Annotated in this window: 17 protein-coding genes and 2 pseudogenes; 10 read left to right on the plus strand and 9 right to left on the minus strand. The window is 51.1% G+C overall.

What is annotated here, in order from left to right:
• Nucleotides 1–58 precede the first annotated feature (58 nt).
• Nucleotides 59–1,462, plus strand: coding sequence for a class II fumarate hydratase (gene fumC / locus On2M_RS14815; RefSeq protein ID WP_210905043.1), 1,404 nt, complete (start codon nucleotides 59–61; stop codon nucleotides 1,460–1,462).
• Here the strand turns inward: fumC and tus are convergent.
• Both tus and rstB read right to left on the minus strand, forming a co-directional pair.
• The gene (tus, locus tag On2M_RS14820) at nucleotides 1,459–2,388 is read right to left on the minus strand and encodes a DNA replication terminus site-binding protein (protein WP_187252487.1); all 930 of its coding nucleotides are present in this window, start codon (nucleotides 2,386–2,388) and stop codon (nucleotides 1,459–1,461) included. The genes fumC and tus overlap by 4 nt on opposite strands.
• Nucleotides 2,389–2,462: 74 nt before the next feature.
• A complete protein-coding gene (gene rstB / locus On2M_RS14825; RefSeq protein WP_151225422.1) occupies nucleotides 2,463–3,764 on the minus strand; it encodes a two-component system sensor histidine kinase RstB in 1,302 nt (433 codons plus the stop codon).
• A 206-nt stretch (nucleotides 3,765–3,970) separates the two neighbouring features.
• On the opposite strand from rstB, the gene On2M_RS14830 reads away from it, so the two are divergent.
• The 4 genes and pseudogenes from On2M_RS14830 to On2M_RS14840 all read left to right on the plus strand — a co-directional run.
• Nucleotides 3,971–4,315 carry a DUF1294 domain-containing protein gene (locus On2M_RS14830; protein WP_151225423.1) on the plus strand — a complete coding sequence of 115 codons (345 nt, stop codon included), beginning with the start codon at nucleotides 3,971–3,973 and terminating at the stop codon, nucleotides 4,313–4,315.
• A gap of 41 nt (nucleotides 4,316–4,356) precedes the next feature.
• Nucleotides 4,357–4,881: a hypothetical protein gene (locus tag On2M_RS24255; RefSeq protein ID WP_247604994.1), complete on the plus strand. Its 525-nt coding sequence runs from the start codon at nucleotides 4,357–4,359 to the stop codon at nucleotides 4,879–4,881.
• A gap of 87 nt (nucleotides 4,882–4,968) precedes the next feature.
• Nucleotides 4,969–5,160: pseudogene (locus tag On2M_RS24260) on the plus strand (hypothetical protein); the annotation flags it as partial.
• 53 nt (nucleotides 5,161–5,213) lie between these two features.
• Nucleotides 5,214–5,405: pseudogene (locus On2M_RS14840) on the plus strand (HoxN/HupN/NixA family nickel/cobalt transporter); the annotation flags it as partial.
• Nucleotides 5,406–5,582: 177 nt separating this feature from the next.
• Here the strand turns inward: On2M_RS14840 and rstA are convergent.
• The gene (gene rstA, locus On2M_RS14845) at nucleotides 5,583–6,317 is read right to left on the minus strand and encodes a two-component system response regulator RstA (protein WP_151219130.1); all 735 of its coding nucleotides are present in this window, start codon (nucleotides 6,315–6,317) and stop codon (nucleotides 5,583–5,585) included.
• 126 nt (nucleotides 6,318–6,443) lie between these two features.
• Here rstA and On2M_RS14850 point away from each other — a divergent pair, with 126 nt between their 5' ends.
• Complete coding sequence (locus On2M_RS14850; RefSeq protein ID WP_210905044.1) at nucleotides 6,444–6,779, plus strand: GlpM family protein; 336 nt, start codon at nucleotides 6,444–6,446, stop codon at nucleotides 6,777–6,779.
• On the opposite strand, the gene folM is transcribed toward On2M_RS14850, so the two are convergent.
• The 3 genes from folM to ydgH all read right to left on the minus strand — a co-directional run bounded on the left by folM (nucleotide 6,776) and on the right by ydgH (nucleotide 10,048).
• Complete coding sequence (gene folM, locus On2M_RS14855) at nucleotides 6,776–7,498, minus strand: dihydromonapterin reductase (RefSeq protein WP_210905045.1); 723 nt, start codon at nucleotides 7,496–7,498, stop codon at nucleotides 6,776–6,778. The genes On2M_RS14850 and folM overlap by 4 nt on opposite strands.
• Nucleotides 7,499–7,534: 36 nt before the next feature.
• Nucleotides 7,535–8,917, minus strand: a complete 1,383-nt coding sequence (locus tag On2M_RS14860; protein ID WP_210905046.1) for an amino acid permease — start codon at nucleotides 8,915–8,917, stop codon at nucleotides 7,535–7,537.
• Nucleotides 8,918–9,103: 186 nt separating this feature from the next.
• A complete protein-coding gene (gene ydgH, locus On2M_RS14865; RefSeq protein ID WP_151219133.1) occupies nucleotides 9,104–10,048 on the minus strand; it encodes a DUF1471 family protein YdgH in 945 nt (314 codons plus the stop codon).
• A gap of 525 nt (nucleotides 10,049–10,573) precedes the next feature.
• On the opposite strand from ydgH, the gene pntA reads away from it, so the two are divergent.
• Nucleotides 10,574–12,103, plus strand: a complete 1,530-nt coding sequence (gene pntA, locus On2M_RS14870; protein WP_151225426.1) for a Re/Si-specific NAD(P)(+) transhydrogenase subunit alpha — start codon at nucleotides 10,574–10,576, stop codon at nucleotides 12,101–12,103.
• A 10-nt stretch (nucleotides 12,104–12,113) separates the two neighbouring features.
• Nucleotides 12,114–13,502: a Re/Si-specific NAD(P)(+) transhydrogenase subunit beta gene (gene pntB / locus On2M_RS14875; protein ID WP_210905047.1), complete on the plus strand. Its 1,389-nt coding sequence runs from the start codon at nucleotides 12,114–12,116 to the stop codon at nucleotides 13,500–13,502.
• A 45-nt stretch (nucleotides 13,503–13,547) separates the two neighbouring features.
• On the opposite strand, the gene On2M_RS14880 is transcribed toward pntB, so the two are convergent.
• Complete coding sequence (locus On2M_RS14880) at nucleotides 13,548–14,582, minus strand: AI-2E family transporter (RefSeq protein WP_151219136.1); 1,035 nt, start codon at nucleotides 14,580–14,582, stop codon at nucleotides 13,548–13,550.
• Between the two features lie 415 nt (nucleotides 14,583–14,997).
• Between On2M_RS14880 and mdtJ the strand changes: the two genes are divergently transcribed.
• Together mdtJ and mdtI are read left to right on the plus strand one after the other, a co-directional pair.
• Nucleotides 14,998–15,363, plus strand: a complete 366-nt coding sequence (mdtJ, locus tag On2M_RS14885) for a multidrug/spermidine efflux SMR transporter subunit MdtJ (protein WP_161799268.1) — start codon at nucleotides 14,998–15,000, stop codon at nucleotides 15,361–15,363.
• Nucleotides 15,350–15,679 carry a multidrug/spermidine efflux SMR transporter subunit MdtI gene (gene mdtI / locus On2M_RS14890; protein WP_151219138.1) on the plus strand — a complete coding sequence of 110 codons (330 nt, stop codon included), beginning with the start codon at nucleotides 15,350–15,352 and terminating at the stop codon, nucleotides 15,677–15,679. The genes mdtJ and mdtI overlap by 14 nt, the downstream gene beginning before the upstream one ends.
• A 34-nt stretch (nucleotides 15,680–15,713) precedes the next feature.
• Here the strand turns inward: mdtI and On2M_RS14895 are convergent, their stop codons facing one another.
• The gene (locus On2M_RS14895; RefSeq protein ID WP_151219139.1) at nucleotides 15,714–16,535 is read right to left on the minus strand and encodes a serine protease; all 822 of its coding nucleotides are present in this window, start codon (nucleotides 16,533–16,535) and stop codon (nucleotides 15,714–15,716) included.
• 270 nt (nucleotides 16,536–16,805) lie between these two features.
• Nucleotides 16,806–17,201 (minus strand): acid resistance repetitive basic protein Asr, encoded by a 396-nt coding sequence (asr, locus tag On2M_RS14900; RefSeq protein ID WP_210905048.1) that lies wholly within the window; start codon nucleotides 17,199–17,201, stop codon nucleotides 16,806–16,808.
• Nucleotides 17,202–17,274 lie beyond the last annotated feature (73 nt).

A 17,274-nucleotide genomic window follows, 5' to 3' on the forward strand; every position in this document is an offset into this window, starting at 1 on the left:
ACGCAAGTGGGCAATGTCGAAACATAACCTAATCAATTGTTAATGTGAGGAGCAGGTAATGGTAACGGTACGCCGCGAAAATGATTCAATGGGGGCGATTGATGTCCCGGCTGATAAGCTTTGGGGCGCGCAAACCCAACGATCGCTGGAGCATTTTCGTATCTCTACGGAGAAAATGCCGGTCTCGCTGATCCACGCGCTTGCGCTGACGAAACGCGCCGCAGCAAAGGTTAACCAGGATCTCGGACTGCTGGCGGAGGATAAAGCCCGCGCAATTATGCAGGCGGCAGATGAGGTGTTGGCGGATAAGCACGTTGATGAGTTTCCGCTGGCCATCTGGCAGACCGGGTCTGGTACGCAAAGCAATATGAACATGAACGAGGTGCTGGCAAATCGGGCCAGCGAATTGCTGGGCGGCGTGCGGGGGATGGAGCGTAAAGTACACCCCAATGACGATGTCAATAAAAGCCAAAGTTCAAACGATGTTTTCCCGACTGCAATGCACGTTGCCGCGCTGCTGGCTCTGCGCAAATCGCTGATCCCGCAATTGCAGGTGTTAACCAAAACGTTAAGCGATAAATCCCACGCGTTTGCGAATATTGTCAAAATTGGTCGTACGCATCTGCAGGATGCCACACCGTTGACGCTGGGCCAGGAGATTTCCGGCTGGGTGGCAATGCTCGAACATAGCCTGAAGCACATTGAAAACAGCTTGCCGCATGTGGCGGAACTGGCGCTTGGTGGAACAGCGGTAGGGACCGGACTCAACACCCATCCGGAGTATGCCCGGCGGGTCGCGGATGAACTGCGAGTCATCACCTGTGCGCCGTTCACTACCGCACCGAATAAGTTTGAAGCGCTCGCCACCTGTGACGCGCTAGTTCATGCCCACGGCGCGCTAAAAGGGCTGGCGGCGTCGCTGATGAAAATTGCCAACGATGTGCGCTGGCTGGCATCCGGTCCGCGTTGTGGCATTGGTGAGATTTCGATTCCGGAAAATGAACCGGGCAGCTCGATCATGCCGGGCAAGGTCAATCCTACCCAGTGTGAAGCGCTAACCATGCTTTGCTGTCAGGTGATGGGCAACGATGTCGCGATCAACATGGGGGGGGCGTCGGGTAATTTTGAGCTCAACGTTTACCGACCAATGGTCATCCACAACTTCCTGCAGTCGGTACGGCTGTTGGCAGACGGTATGGAAAGCTTTAACGAGCACTGCGCAACGGGGATTGAGCCCAACCGTGAAAGAATCGATCAGCTGCTTAACGAGTCGCTAATGTTGGTGACCGCGCTCAATACCCATATCGGTTACGATAAAGCGGCTGAAATTGCCAAAAAAGCGCATAAAGAAGGGCTGACCTTAAAAGCCTCCGCCCTGGCACTGGGGTATTTGACCGAAGCGGAGTTTGACAACTGGGTACGCCCGGAGTTGATGGTGGGTAGCATGCGGCCTGGCAGTTAATCAGCAACGTACAGGTGCAGCCGGGGAATAATCAATCTCAACGGCTGCGCCTGAGGTTTAAAACGATGCTGGACATTGTCGGCATCGTAATTCAGTAACTCGCCGATATCCGGTACGGTCATACCGTTTTCATTGTTGATCAGCGCGATCAATGGCGTCGGACAGGCGTATTGTACCTGCTTTTGTGCTCCTTTGTACCAGACGCGGGCGATCGGCTGCACTTTTACCGGTCGTTTAATCTTCAGGCGCGCATGCTGCCCCAGAGCGGCAATATCCTGATATTCACGTTCAAGTTTTGCCTGCCACTCTTCACGCGTCCAGGGATGTACGCTACGCGGTGACGTCAGGCTTTTTTCCAGTTGCTGCAACACTTCATCGCGCTTCAGATTTTTAATAATGTGTTTGTTGGCCCAACCAAATCGCAGAGTCGCCGGTTCTCTGACAAGGGTAAGTGTACGGTAGGCATTCAGCGTAATCAGCCCGGGCAGGTGGCGATGCACCCATTCAAAACGGGCTGCCGGTGCGAGCCCGGATTCCACTGTGACAATGCGCTCAAAGGTGGTTTTGAGCTGATTAATACGCTGTATTTGCGCTTCCAGATCACGTTGAGTCGCATTATCCACCTGATAACACAGCACGCCAGGCAGGCGGACAGCTGCTTTACTGCTACGATTCTCTGATTGTTGCTGGATAAACAAATGACGATAGTGGCGCAGCGCCAGTGTTTCTGCTTCTTTACCTAAATGCTGTTTAACATCAATGCTCGGTAGCGGGGCGTGTTCTGCTTCTTTAACCACTTCCGGTAACGAGAATACGCGTGCAATCAGCAGCGTCTGCTGCAACAGATTTTCATTCAGAAGCGCCAACTCTTGTTCCATCTGGCGGAAGGTGCCGTTCAGGCGGTCGACGAGATCGTAACGGGTCATTGGGGTTACCATTTTAGTTACAACATACTTTTTTATAGCATAACATCTGCCACCTGACTACCGAGCAGAACGGGTCAGGCAGGTGAAATTTCAGGAATGTCATGCCAGACGGGCCAACTGAAGCAAAAGCGGGCGCCGCCGAGCTCACTTTCATCGCAGACGACCGTGCCGCCCATTGCCAGTGCGATTGAATGTACGATAGCTAAACCAAGCCCGCAACCACCGGTCGCCCGGTCGCGGCTGGGATCAAGGCGTACAAACGGTTCAAAAATCTGTGCGCGGGCATCAGGTGCAATACCGGGTCCGTCGTCTTCCACAACCAGCGTCGCCTGATTTCCGTTTAATAGCAGGCTTGCTTGTACCGTAGACTGGCAATAGCGCAGGGCGTTATTCAGGAGATTATCCAGGACACGCTCCATCAGGCGCATATCCAGCGCACCATAGTCGCCGCTCTTTAGATGGCGTAAGCGCACCGCTCGATCAGGGTTTACGCTTTGCACATCCTCCAGATGGGTTGTCAGCCAAACGGGCAGGTCCGGTACCGTGAGCTTTAATTCGTTTTGTGGGCGGTCCAGCCGGGCATAGGTCAGTAACTCCTCGATTAACGCTTCCAGTTGACCAATATCACGATTCAGGGCCAGCGATTCCTGCTCGGTGAGGTTATCGCTCATTTCCAGCCGGTAGCGTAAGCGTACCAGTGGGGTCCGAAGCTCATGGGCAATGCCATCGATAAGCTGTTTTTTACTGGCGATTAAGGCATTGATATTATCCGCCATCTGATTAAACGCCACGCCCAATCGCTCAAAGCTGGAACCACTGTCAAAATGGAGGCGCTCACCCAGATGCCCTTCGCCAAAACGCTGTGCAGCGGCTTCCAGTCGGAGCATTTCCTGCCAGTGCGGACGCATCCAGATAAGCACCGGGAAGGCCAGAGAAATAGCAATAAATGCCATCAGCGCGATGTCCAGCAAGCGCATTTGATGGAGAAAATAGAGATACGGGACCGGGCCAACGGCCAGTACATAGTGACTGCGAGGGATCCGTTGAATAAAGGTGTACTGATCGTCAAGCGCGACGATATCGCCTTCGCGCAAACGCAGCATGGTTGGCGCGTCCAGTGTGTATTTATTTAGCGGCTCAACACGCAGGTCAAAAGAGAGGTTCAAATCCATCTCTTTTAGCGTCTTACCCCAGTCACGTGGCGGGATTTCGCGTAACTCACTACGCATCAGGTATAGCGAGCTTTTCATCAAATCGTCGAGCGACTGCCGGCCTGCGCGTTCTGCGGTGAATTTGTATACCAGACCGACCAGTAGTGTCATCACCAGAAAGCAGACAAACAGCAGGAGATAAAACTGCACAAACAGCTTCTTCATCAAAATCACCAGACGCTCAAAGGGTTAGCTAATCTCATCGAAAATGTGCGGGTGCGGATAACTCTCCGAATGCCATTAAGCACACTCAGTGGAGCAGATTACACTGTATCGACTATTTCTGCATTGCCATGCTCCGCTCGGCGCTTTGGCATGTATGACGTATAATGCGGCTTTGATGCATTCTGAGCTATTCCACGACTAATAAAATGACTCTCAATCGTTTCTGTTACTTGCTACTGATTTTGGCCGCGTCAGGCAGTATGTTCACCTCACATCCCTTTGTCATGTGGTGTCTGCTTGCTAATGTTTTGACGCTGGTCATTTACGGCGCAGATAAAATGGCGGCGCGCAGGGCCTGGCGCAGAGTGCCTGAATCCACTTTGCTGGTGTTTGGCGTGGTGGGCGGGTGGCCTGGCGCGATTGTGGGCCAACAACTCTTTCATCATAAAACACAGAAACAGCCATTCAAAACTTATTTCATTATCAGTATCTTATTGAGTGTTTCAACGATGGCAGCTGTTTATTGGCTCTTTCCACTTTCATTTTCCTGAGCATCAATCACAAGCATTATAAACAGCGGAGACAGGATGATATGAAGATCTATATTATTGACCAGAATGGCGATTTAACCTTACAAAACGGTCGCAGTATTGTTGTTGAGTTTGCTGATGGCAAATCGCTTGAACTGGCTGGTAGCCCACAACCTTTACCAGAGGGAATTCCTGAAGGGCTTCATATTTGGGGGGGCAGAATTCCGTATCAGACGTCAGAAGAAGTGAACACCTCGCAACTGGATTTTAAACCGGTAGCGGCCAATGGCATGATTGTTTCACCACTGCCGATTAAAGAAGCTGATTCCGGTGTTACAGGAATGTTTATTGCTGATGATGACGGTTCTTTGCAACCGGTAAAACAAAACAGGGTGGTTATCGCGCTTGATAATGGCAAAACTCTGGAGTTCATGGAGCATTATGCCAAAAGTGGGCTGCTGGTCTGGGGGGGACGCGAGCCCGATCCGCAACTTCCTTTTGAAGAAGTTAAGCAAAGAACCGAGAGCCTTGGATTGTATCTACTGGCAGGCAACGTTGTTCATGTATTTCCCTATAAAGTAGAGTAACAGTATGCTTTTTCGCCTCAAGGCTCAATCAAATAAAGGGCCGCATTGGATAAATCGGTAGTCAATGGCTGGCTCTGCCGATGGGGGCTCGTTCCTGATGGCGAACAGATAGAACGGCAACGTTTGCTGATGTGGATTATTGCCTGGTGTGGACTATCGTCCGCCTGGTTTATGCAAGACGGGTGCAGAGCGACAGTCCCCCTGTGCGTAGCGGAGTTAGCGACTGCGGAACTTGCTTCAGGTGGCCATCAACTTTGTTCTACGACACTGGGTTGGTAATTCTTAAAAGTTATCATTAGCACGGTAAACGTTTTAATAATCAATCAGTGAACGGCGGTGTGGAGGCGCTGGGACTTCTTTCGCAGGCGTTTTCACTGCAGGGAGGATTGTGGGATGCCGTCAGTGATTTGAGTGACCATATGGGGAATGTCGGGTTTGCCATTATTGGCGTCTTTATCGGTTGCTGGATTTTTTCTGCACTAAACTACCGTTGGAAAAAATACGACGGACTGACGTTTAGTTGAGACAAAAAGACGGTTTTAAAATAGTGGGAACGAAATATAGGGAGCGAGAAGGTGAGCGGCCATTCAAAAATGTAGAATGGAGCTGGAGGGCGTTTGTATGCCTGTTATGCAGTCGAGTTTGTGTGACAGTGTAACGCAAAGGGTGGGTTTGCCGATCAATATGACCGGCTCGGTGGATTACTTCTGAGGCCCGACATCCCAGGCATGCGGCGCGAACAGATAACCTTTGTTGCGTATCGTTTTGATTCGGTAGGGTTCCGTCGCGTTATCGAGCAGTTTTTTGCGTAACCGGGAAATTGCGACATCGACACTGCGATCCATGCCGTCATAACTTACACCGCGCAGATTTTTCAGCAACGCATCGCGGTCCATAATTTGCCCGGCATGAGTTGCCAGTTCCCACAGTAATTCGAAATCGGCGGTGGAAAGAGATACCTGCTCGCCGCCAAGCAGCACGGAACGATTGGTTGGGTCGATGGCGAGTGTGCCAAAGCGCAGCGTGGCGTGTGGTGTGATTGTTGCCGCCTGAATGCCTTTAGACTGCGCAGAGTGTTCATTCTGGCGCAGATGCAGGCGCAGGCGGGCCAGCAGCACCGCTGGTGGCGTTGTTTTCAGAATATAATCGCAGGCCCCCATTTCCAGCGCCAGAATATGGTTCATGTCGCTGTCCAGCGAGGTAAGCAGGACAATCGGACCCTGCCAGCGCCCACGCAAATCGCGGCAGATAGTCATCCCATCTTTGCCCGGCAGCATGATATCTAATAACACCAGGTCGGGTTGAACTTGCAGGATTTTCTCCTCGGCTAAATCGCCACGAGGTTCCACGATAACCTCAATATCATGCCGAGCCAGATAGGCCGCGATCAGCGAACCCACTTCGGGATCATCTTCAACAAATACGATGGTATTCATATCATTAATTTTGAATATAAAACGTCAACATACACCGCCCTCGTTTTTCCTTCCATTAATCTTTTCTAAACAAGAATGCTTCCGTTATGCTAGAGGCTGATGTTATTGATGTGTTAAGGCAGAGTGATGGGACTCGTTATAAAAGCGGCGCTCGGTGCGCTGGTGGTGGTGTTGATTGGTTTGCTGGCGAAAACAAAGAATTACTATATTGCCGGATTAATTCCGTTGTTCCCAACCTTTGCGTTGATTGCCCACTACATCGTGGCCAGTGAACGTGGGATCGAGGCGCTGCGTACAACCATTGTATTCAGCATGTGGTCGATTATTCCTTATTTTGTCTACCTCGTTTCGCTGTGGTATTTCACTGGATTTATACGTTTGCCTGTCGCGCTCGGCAGTTCAGTGGTGTGCTGGGGCCTGAGCGCGTGGTTGCTGATTTTCTGTTGGATTAAACTGCATTAACGCAGATGACGTCCACCATCAAGGGCAAAACTACGTCCGGTGACAAAACAGCTGGTTAGCAGATAGTCAATTAAATCAATGACCTCTTTTTCACCTGGCGCTGTTTTCATCAGGGATTTATTTAATGCCTGCTGGCGATACTCTGCATCGTCACCCTCGTTAAACAGGATTAGCGAAGGGGCAATGGCGTTCACTTTCACTTCCGGCGCCAGTTTACGCGCGAACGAGCGGGTCATATTATCCAGCGCCGCTTTACTGGCAGCATAGGCAATGTGCTTATCGCTGCCGCGCTCCACCACATAATCCGTAAAATGGATAATATCGCTGGCTGCGTGTCCATGACCGCGCAGCAATCCTTCAAGCGCATGGTTAAGCAGGTAGGGCGTATTGACGTGAATTTGCATCATACCTGACAGCACGTCGGTCAGCGGAGTGCCGGGTTTTTCTGCAAGCCAGGCACTGGCATTATGCACAATGGCGCGCAGGCCATTGGTATGAGCCTTAACTTCATCAGCAAAGGCCAGCACGCCTTCATCGCTGGAGAAATCAGCCTGGATACACAGCGCGCCCGCACCCCGTAGGCCATCAATGGCGGGGTAATGCGTACGGTAGCTGACGATAACCGGCTGTTTTTGATTCAGAAAATGCCATGCAACGGCGAGGCCGATGCGACGGCCTCCACCGGTGATAAGAATTGGCAATGGGGGTTTTTGACCCATCGTAATCTCCATGTGTCGCGAACGATGGGGATAACGTTACCCCATCAGCATCCAGGTCGCCGGAACAGAAGCTACAAGCAGCAGGCCGATCAGCGCAATCTCCTGGCGGTTTAATACTTTTTCATGCTCGTGTGTTTTTCGGGCATACAGGAAAACCAGCAGTCCCGGCGCATACAACACCACAGACAGCAGCAGGTGCATCGGACCTGATGCATACAATAACCATATACCATAAATACTGGCGCCGACACCGACAGCCCTATGAAGCGGACGAGAGGCGATTTTCACCAGGAAGGCACCGACCAGGAAATAGGGCACCAGAATCATTTCTGAGGCGATGGTCAGTAACGTATTGTAGTCCGAACCTGTAAGCCAGATCAGTACCAGACAGAACTGGACGGAAATGTTGGTCAGCCACAGCGATGCGGAAGGTGCGCCTTGTGCATTCTGGCGGGCAAAGATGCGCGGGAAGGCTTTGTGTGTGGCGGCGAGGAACGGTACTTCCGCCGCCATAATCGTCCAGCTTAAATAGGCGCCGCACACTGAGACAATCAGACCTGCAGCAATAATTATTTCGCCCCATGGCCCCATCATTTTAACCATCAGACCGGCCATTGATGGGTTACGGATTTCCGCCAGTTCGGGACGCGCGACAACGCCCAGAGACAGCAAAGTGACCAGCAGGTATACGCCCAGCGCGGCGAGTACCGCCAGCAGCGTAGCACGCCCGACATCGCGTTTGTTTTTGGCTCTGGCAGAAACCACTACCGCACCTTCCACACCGATGAATACCCACAGGGTAATGAGCATGGTGTTTTTAACCTGCTCCCAGACGGGAACGCCCAATGCAACGCCGGTAAAATCAAGGGTAAAGGTGTCTAGCTTAAACAGCATGAAAGCCAGCACGATAAACAGACCCAGCGGCAGTAACTTCGCCAGCGTGGCGACCAGGTTAATACTGGCTGCGGTTTGCACACCGCGGAGCACAAGAAAGTGTACGACCCACAGTAGCACCGATGCGCCAACGATCGCCTGCCAGGTATTACCGTCGCCAAACAGACGTAACTCTGGCGTATCGGTAAAGAAGCTGAGTGCAGAGAAAACGATGACCAGATAAGAAACGTTAGCGATAACGGCACACAGCCAGTATCCCCACGCGGAGCAGAAGCCAATCAGTTCGCCGAAACCTTCCCGCGCATAGCTAAAGATGCCGCCGTCCAGTTCAGGACGGATACGCGTGAGGATCAGCATGGCAAAGGCGAGCAACAGGATACCCGCGCCGGTAATTGCCCAACCAATCAGTAATGCGGCCGGACTGGCTACTGCCGCCATATTTTGTGGCAGGCTAAACACGCCAGCGCCAAGCATTGAGCTTAAAACCAGCGCTGTCAGCGCGCTCAGACCCAATTTCTTTTCCATTTCTATCCAGTTACAAAAACGAGAGTGAGAGAATAATTATTTTGGCAAACCGCATAAAAATGGTGAAAGCCACTAAGGCGCGGGATTTTACGGAGAGAAGAGATTGCATGCAATGGGGATAGGCAGATTTGTGACTAAAAATGCTAAAGGCGGCATAAAGCCGCCTTTTAATGTTACTAATGACGATTACTTGTACAGGTCAGCGCTGATCGTAATGTTGTTACCACGTTCAGACCACTGGCGAGTGATGTGATAGTATTTCGCGCCTTTCTTCGCAGCGCGTTTGGCCACCTGGTACGAGATTTCGGTCATGTTGCCATAGTTACCGGTGAACTTGATGCTGTCGAACGGAACCATCATGGCGGCAGTCGCTTTGTTCAGTTCTTCAACTTTCGTTCCATCCGGCAGCGTGACAGTGTAACGCCCACCTTTGGTGGATTGCGTTTCGAAGAAGCGACCCACTTCAGCGCTCGGAGACGCGGTAGTCGCAACGCCCGGGATCTCAACTTTCTTCGCGGCTTCCCCACCTGCTGCTAATGCGGCGCGACCGGCATCAGAGTCAGCTGGGATCGCATCAGGGCTTTGCACAACGCGTTTTTTCGCATCAGCTTTGTAGATAAATGCAGTAATACGTTGGTTGCCGCCCTGGTTGGCATCGACCTGGCGCACGATATAGAAGGAGTAAGCACCTTTCTCTTTCGCCGCTTTGGTGATGGCATCGTTCACTTCAGGTTGGCTGCGGTAGAAACCCTGCACCGTAACGGTATCATAAGGTTCTATCAAAACGGCCTGATCTTTGGGTAATTCCATTACACCGTTAATGATACGGTTTTTGGATGCTTCCGCTTTTTCAGCGTCGGCTTTGTAAACGTCAGCGACAACGCGCCAGTTACCGCCGCTGCCAAAATCTGAGGTATCAACAACATAAAAGGAGGCTGCACCGTCTTTATCTGCACGGCGTGATACGGCAGTCACCGCATCACCGATCGCATTAAAACGACCGGTAACCACAATGCGGTCATAGGGTTTAAGGGCTGCAGCTTGCTCCGGCGTCAATTCTGTCGCTGCATTTACAGAAAAAGCAGTCGCAGAAATAAGTGCGGACGCCAGGAAAGTGTTCTTAAGCTTCATAAAAATAATCCTTCGCCTTGCGCAAACCAGGTACTGGTATTGTTATTGACTAGAAACGTCGCTGATTATTGCATTTAAATTGTGTCAGTGTCTGCGTCATTTTTCACTCATCGTGCCACCTGACGTAACAACATCGATAATATTTTGTGATATGTCGAAAATTTCGGCGTTTGGTGACAAAAACTGATAAAGCAGTTGAATTTCATAAGTTAATTTAATGTTAATTAATTGTTTTTGACAGGTACGTAATCATGTTTTGCCGCTTCGCTTGAGCGAATTATCGGTCTTTGTGGGCTATTTTTAGGGCATTTTATCTGTCTGAGGTTCGAATCATCTCTATTTTGCAAATTTCATAATAAATACTGTTTTTTGGCGCTAGATCACAGGCGTCATTTTCAGTAGGTTATACAGAGTTTGTTACTGTTTTATTTTATTGAGGTAACACTGACCTCTTTCGAGAGTGCGCGCATGCCTCGTGCGAACATTGATAAACCATCATCATAAATACAGATGGAAGGGAACATTATGCGAATTGGCATACCAAGAGAACGGTTAACCAATGAAACCCGTGTTGCTGCCACGCCGAAGACGGTTGAACAGCTGCTTAAATTGGGTTTCAGCGTCGCGGTTGAAAGCGGCGCAGGTCAACTTGCAAGTTTTGACGATAAGGCGTTTGTACAAGCAGGCGCAGAAATTGTTGACGGAAATGCGGTCTGGCAGTCAGAGATTATCTTGAAAGTCAATGCGCCGGAGGCGGCGGAAATTCCGTTACTCAACCCGGGCACGACGCTGGTGAGTTTTCTTTGGCCCGCGCAAAACCCTGAGCTGCTGCAAAAGCTTGCAGAGCGCAACGTGACGGTTATGGCGATGGACTCCGTGCCGCGTATTTCGCGTGCGCAGTCGCTGGATGCCTTAAGCTCGATGGCAAATATCGCCGGGTATCGCGCCATTGTTGAAGCTGCACATGAATTTGGTCGCTTCTTCACCGGGCAAATCACCGCCGCAGGTAAGGTTCCACCTGCCAAGGTTATGGTGATTGGTGCGGGTGTGGCAGGTCTGGCGGCGATCGGTGCTGCAAACAGTCTGGGCGCTATCGTGCGTGCATTTGACACCCGCCCGGAAGTGAAAGAACAAGTTCAGAGTATGGGCGCCGAGTTCCTCGAACTGGACTTTAAAGAAGAGGCGGGCAGCGGCGACGGTTACGCTAAGGTAATGTCCGAAGCGTTCATCAAAGCCGAAATGGAACTCTTCGCCGCGCAGGCGAAAGACGTCGATATTATTGTCACCACCGCGCTGATCCCGGGCAAACCTGCCCCGAAACTGATTACCCGCGAAATGGTCGATTCGATGAAAGCGGGTAGCGTGATTGTCGATCTCGCCGCGCAAAATGGCGGTAACTGCGAATATACCGTGCCTAACCAGGTGACCACCACCGAGAACGGAGTGAAGGTTATCGGCTATACCGACCTGCCGGGACGTTTGCCAACGCAATCTTCCCAACTGTATGGCACGAACCTCGTCAACCTGCTCAAACTTTTGTGCAAAGAGAAGGACGGCAATATCACCGTCGATTTTGACGACGTGGTAGTGCGCGGTGTCACGGTCGTTCGTGAGGGTGAAATCACCTGGCCTGCGCCGCCAATTCAGGTTTCTGCTCAGCCGCAGGCTGCGGCAAAAGCCGCGCCCGCGCCAAAAGAAGAGAAAAAACCTACCTCACCGTGGCGCAAATATGCGCTGATGGCGTTGGTGATCATTCTGTTTGGCTGGCTCGCCGACGTTGCTCCGAAAGAGTTCCTGGGTCACTTTACGGTGTTCGCGCTTTCCTGCGTGGTGGGTTACTACGTGGTCTGGAATGTGTCGCACGCGCTGCACACTCCGCTGATGTCCGTGACCAACGCCATCTCCGGCATCATCGTTGTCGGGGCGTTATTGCAAATTGGCCAGGGTGGCTGGGTGAGTTTCCTGAGCTTTATCGCGGTGCTTATTGCCAGCATTAATATTTTCGGTGGCTTCACCGTGACTCAGCGCATGCTGAAAATGTTCCGGAAAAACTAAGGGGTAACATATGTCTGGAGGATTAGTTACAGCTGCATACATTGTTGCCGCGATCCTGTTTATTTTCAGTCTGGCGGGGCTTTCGAAACACGAAACCTCACAGCAGGGTAACAACTACGGTATCGCCGGGATGGCGATTGCGCTGATTGCCACGATTTTTGGCCCGGATACCGGCAACGTTGCGTGGATTCTGGTGGCGATGATCATCGGCGGCGCGATTGGTATTCGTCTGGCGAAGAAAGTCGAGATGACCGAGATGCCGGAGCTGGTGGCGATTCTACACAGTTTCGTCGGTCTGGCTGCGGTACTGGTGGGTTTCAACAGCTATCTGTATCACGACACGGGCCTGGAACCGATTCTGGTGAACATTCACCTGACGGAAGTCTTCCTGGGTATCTTCATCGGTGCGGTGACCTTTACCGGTTCCGTGGTGGCGTTTGGCAAGCTACGCGGCAAGATCTCTTCTAAACCGCTAATGCTGCCGAATCGTCACAAAATGAACCTGGCAGCGCTGGTAGTTTCTTTCCTGTTGCTGGTGGTGTTTGTTCGTACAGAAAGCGTGGGCCTGCAGGTTCTGGCGCTGTTGGTGGTGACCATAATTGCCCTGGCCTTTGGCTGGCATCTGGTGGCCTCCATCGGCGGTGCGGATATGCCGGTAGTCGTTTCAATGCTCAACTCTTATTCAGGATGGGCGGCGGCAGCAGCGGGCTTTATGCTGAGCAACGATCTGCTGATCGTCACCGGTGCGCTGGTCGGTTCTTCAGGTGCGATCCTGTCTTACATCATGTGCAAGGCGATGAACCGGTCATTCTTCAGCGTTATTGCGGGCGGCTTTGGTTCCGATGGTTCTTCTACTGGTTCTGATGAAGAAGTGGGCGAGCACCGTGAGATTAATGCAGAAGATACGGCAGAAATGCTGAAGAACTCGCACTCTGTGATTATCACCCCGGGTTACGGTATGGCAGTCGCTCAGGCGCAGTATCCGGTAGCGGAAATCACCGAGAAGCTGCGCGCGCGCGGCATTAAAGTGCGTTTCGGTATTCACCCGGTAGCAGGGCGTTTGCCAGGTCATATGAACGTACTGCTGGCGGAAGCCAAAGTACCTTATGACATTGTGCTGGAAATGGATGAGATCAACGATGATTTCGCCGATACCGATACTGTGCTGGTGATTGGTGCCAACGATACGGTGAACCCGGCGGCGCAGGATGACCCGAACAGTCCGATCGCCGGTATGCCGGTGCTGGAAGTGTGGAAAGCGCAGAACGTCATTGTGTTCAAACGGTCGATGAACACGGGCTATGCTGGTGTGCAGAATCCGCTGTTCTTCAAAGAAAACACCCAAATGCTGTTTGGCGATGCCAAAGCCAGCGTGGATGCGATCCTGAAAGCGCTGTAATCGTCAGCGAAAACTGAAACGGCCTCTGCGGAGGCCGTTTTTATTTTACTCTTTATTGAGATCGCTCAGTAACACGGCAATGCTTTGACCGCCATTGGTTTGCTCAAGCGCGATTTTCACAATGATGGTTAGCGGAACAGAAAGCAGCATCCCGACAGGGCCGAGCAGCCAACCCCAGAAGATTAACGACAAAAATACCACCAGTGTAGACAGTCCAAGTCCACGCCCCATGATCCGCGGCTCAAGGATATTCCCAAACACCAGGTTAATGACCAGGTAGCCAGCCAAAACAACGAGAGCGTCATAAAGGCCGCTAAATACCAGAACCTGAGCAATAGGGGGAATGGCTGCCAGCACCGAACCGATATTAGGAATATAGTTGAGGGCAAACGCCAGCAATCCCCAGACAAAGGCGAAGCGTACGTCCAGCGCGGCGAGCATGCTCCAGGCCACCAGCCCGGTGACAATGCTGATCGCCGTTTTTAGCACCAGATAGTGGGATACGCTGTCGATGGCGCGTTGAATCGCTGCCATTCCCTCAATAGGGCGGCTCATCATTTGTTTTAGCTTATTGGGCAATTGCGGTACTTCCAGCAGCATAAAAACCACCGTCAGCAACAGTAAAAATATCGATGACATGGCATTCGAAAGCTGTGCCAGCAAATTGGTCACCAGCGTCATTGCCGCGTTTGGATCGATATATTTGACAAGTTCATCCACAGAAACGCCGATTCCTGCGCGTTGTAGCCACGGCTCAAGATTTTTTAGCGGGACTACCAGTGAAGATCGATACTGTGGCAGCGTACGCGCAAGTTCATTTAAGGATGTACCTAAATACGCTAATAGCAGCACCATTAGCATCACAATAATTACGATGAGCAATGACACCGCGACTACACGCGGGATGCGAAGTTTGACCAACCACTGCACCACGGGGTTAAGCACAACGGCAATAAATAACGCCAAAATAAAGGGAACGATGATATCTGCGGCAAAGCGGATGCCGCTCAGGATGATCACCAACATGCCCAGCATAATGACTATTTTAAGACCGTTAAGCGTGATGATCGGTTTTGTCATGTGTATTCCTTCGTTTTTATTTTGAACCTTAATAATAATGTGACTTGCGTCGAGTCGTTATAATAAAAATCAAACGCACTGAGTAAAGAAGTGAAAAGGTTTTGAGTTCGTATTGAAGCTATGATACAAATCATCTGTGTTTAACTACCGAGGACAATTATCATCCGCGATGATGAGAAGCAACACTGCGGATAATTGTAATATTATGGACAATATGTTCAGGATGTTTTTGCGTTTACCTACACTTCTTCGTACTTCTTCCTCTTTCCTGCTTGCAGGTGAGCAACACTGGCGCAACGCGCTATAGTCCCTTCTTCTGCCTGAGCTGGCGCTGCGCGCTGAGCTAACTCACTTTATTTTTTTGGTTTACTGCATGCAGTAGGCCCAAAGGACTATATTCTCACGCAGGAGAAGCATCATGTTTTACTGGATATTATTAGGTCTGGCCATCGCGGCTGAAATTACCGGTACGCTTTCAATGAAATGGGCAAGCGTCGGTCATGGTAATTCGGGCTTTATTTTAATGCTGGTAATGATCGCCTTATCGTATATTTTTCTCAGTTTTGCCGTTAAAAAAATTGCCCTTGGTGTGGCCTATGCCCTGTGGGAAGGGATCGGTATTTTATTTATTACGCTATTTAGCGTGCTGTTATTTGACGAAACCTTGTCCACACTGAAGGTGGCAGGACTGGCTTCGCTGGTGGTCGGCATTGTGCTGATCAAATCCGGCACCCGAAAGCCTGTTAAACCGGGCAAAGAGGTGACTCATGCAACAGTTTGAATGGGTTCACGGTGCCTGGCTGGGTATGGCCATCGTGTTAGAAATCGTCGCTAACGTCTTTTTGAAATTTTCCGATGGTTTTCGCCGCAAGATTTATGGCGTGCTGTCGTTGGCTGCTGTATTAGCGGCCTTTAGCGCGCTGTCGCAAGCGGTAAAAGGTATCGATCTTTCTGTGGCTTATGCCTTGTGGGGCGGATTCGGTATTGCCGCAACGTTAGCGGCTGGTTGGGTGCTGTTTGGTCAGCGCCTGAATAATAAGGGCTGGATCGGTGTGGTACTGCTGCTGGCCGGAATGATAATGATAAAACTTGCCTGATATCCGTGCTGCCCGGTAATGCGGGCAGCACATGTTAATCCTTCGCCAACTCTTCCAGCTTATCGCGAAAACCGGTCACGGATATGGCGCGATTATCTGCCCGCCAGCGATCTTTGGCAGCCGGAGCGGAGCTTTGCACACCAATCAACTGCCAGCCAGACTCGGTCTGCAGCATCAATGGCGAACCGCTGTCACCCGGAAGCGTGTCGCACTGGTGTGACAAGACGGTATTCTGTGCCCAGCCGGTCACGACACAATCCTGATGCGTGTACAGGTCGTCCAGATGATCTTCTGGATAGCCCGACTGGGTGACTTTACGATCTGCAGTTTTTAACGCTGCGGTTAACGCGTCTTTGTCGCCGTTAAACAGTGGCAGCGGTGTGATGCCCGAAGGCGGATTACGCAGTACCACCAGACCAAAATCCCACGGGGCTGCGGCAGGCGGCACTATCCAGCCATCACCATCGGCTTTTAAACGTTTGGCAAGTGAGGGCGCAACCCGTCCTTCAATGTCGTGGATTTCATAGCGCCATAGACCCTTTTTAGACACGAAGCGCAATGCGACGGCCTTGTCCGGTTTGCCTTTCGGGGGCGTGAGTAAGCAGTGTCCGGCTGTCAGGGCCAGATGTGGCGAAATAAGCGTGGCGGTACACAGGTTACCGCTGGCGGTTTCCAGTTGCCCGATAGCGTCCCACGGCGATTGTGTCGGGTCAGTCACCTTTATGCGATCGTCATGACCAAAAAACAGCGTTTTTATATTTTCTGCTTCAGCGCTGTCCGTTGCAGGCTTGTCCGCATGTGCAACGACAGGAAGTAAACAAAGTGAACCCAGTAATACAGCAATGGTTTTAGGCATATCACGCTCTGGTGGGGAATTATGATTTTTAACAGCAAACCCTCAGTTAATACTATAGACGGGACGACGAGAAAGTGGGAGTAAAATCAGATAACTACATTCAGGAAAGATAAAAACGCATGGCGATGATGGCGCAAATTATCAGGGTAATAAGAATGAACTCAAAGCGGTAATGTGACACCATTTTACCCTCCGAATGGCGGCGCTAAATCCGGTTGATTTAGCGCCGTTTGCTATGGCGTGGGGGACGCCACAGTGACTACAAAGACGTTATGCTGCAGGCTGAGCAGCCGGTTTAGCGGTGTCTTGTTTTACCGCTTTTTTGGTGTGTTTTTTAGCGGCCTGAGCTTTTTGCTCCGGCGCTTTCTGTTCTGCTACTGGTTTGGTTGCCGCTTTTTTTGTGTGTTTTTTAGCGGCCTGCGCTTTTTGCTCCGGCGCTTTCTGTTCTACTGCCGGCTTGGTTGTCGTTTTTTTAGTGTGTTTTTTGGCTGCCTGCGCTTTTTGCGGCGCTGCTTTGTGCTGTTTTTTGTGGTGAGTGGTTTTCGCCGGGGCTGCTTTGGTAGTTGCAGCAGCAGCCGGAGTGGTGGTAGCAGTTGTTTCAGCAGCAAATGCAGCAGAAGACAGACCCATAGCAGCGGCAACAACCAGAGCTAATACTTTTTTCATTCTCATACCCTCGATTTGGTTTTTCATTCAACCCCACTGCGGGGCCGTTGAAATAACTATATCGCTGTAATCA

Origin of the sequence: Citrobacter sp. On2M (genome assembly GCF_018035235.1) — a bacterium.
GTDB lineage: Bacteria > Pseudomonadota > Gammaproteobacteria > Enterobacterales > Enterobacteriaceae > Citrobacter > Citrobacter meridianamericanus.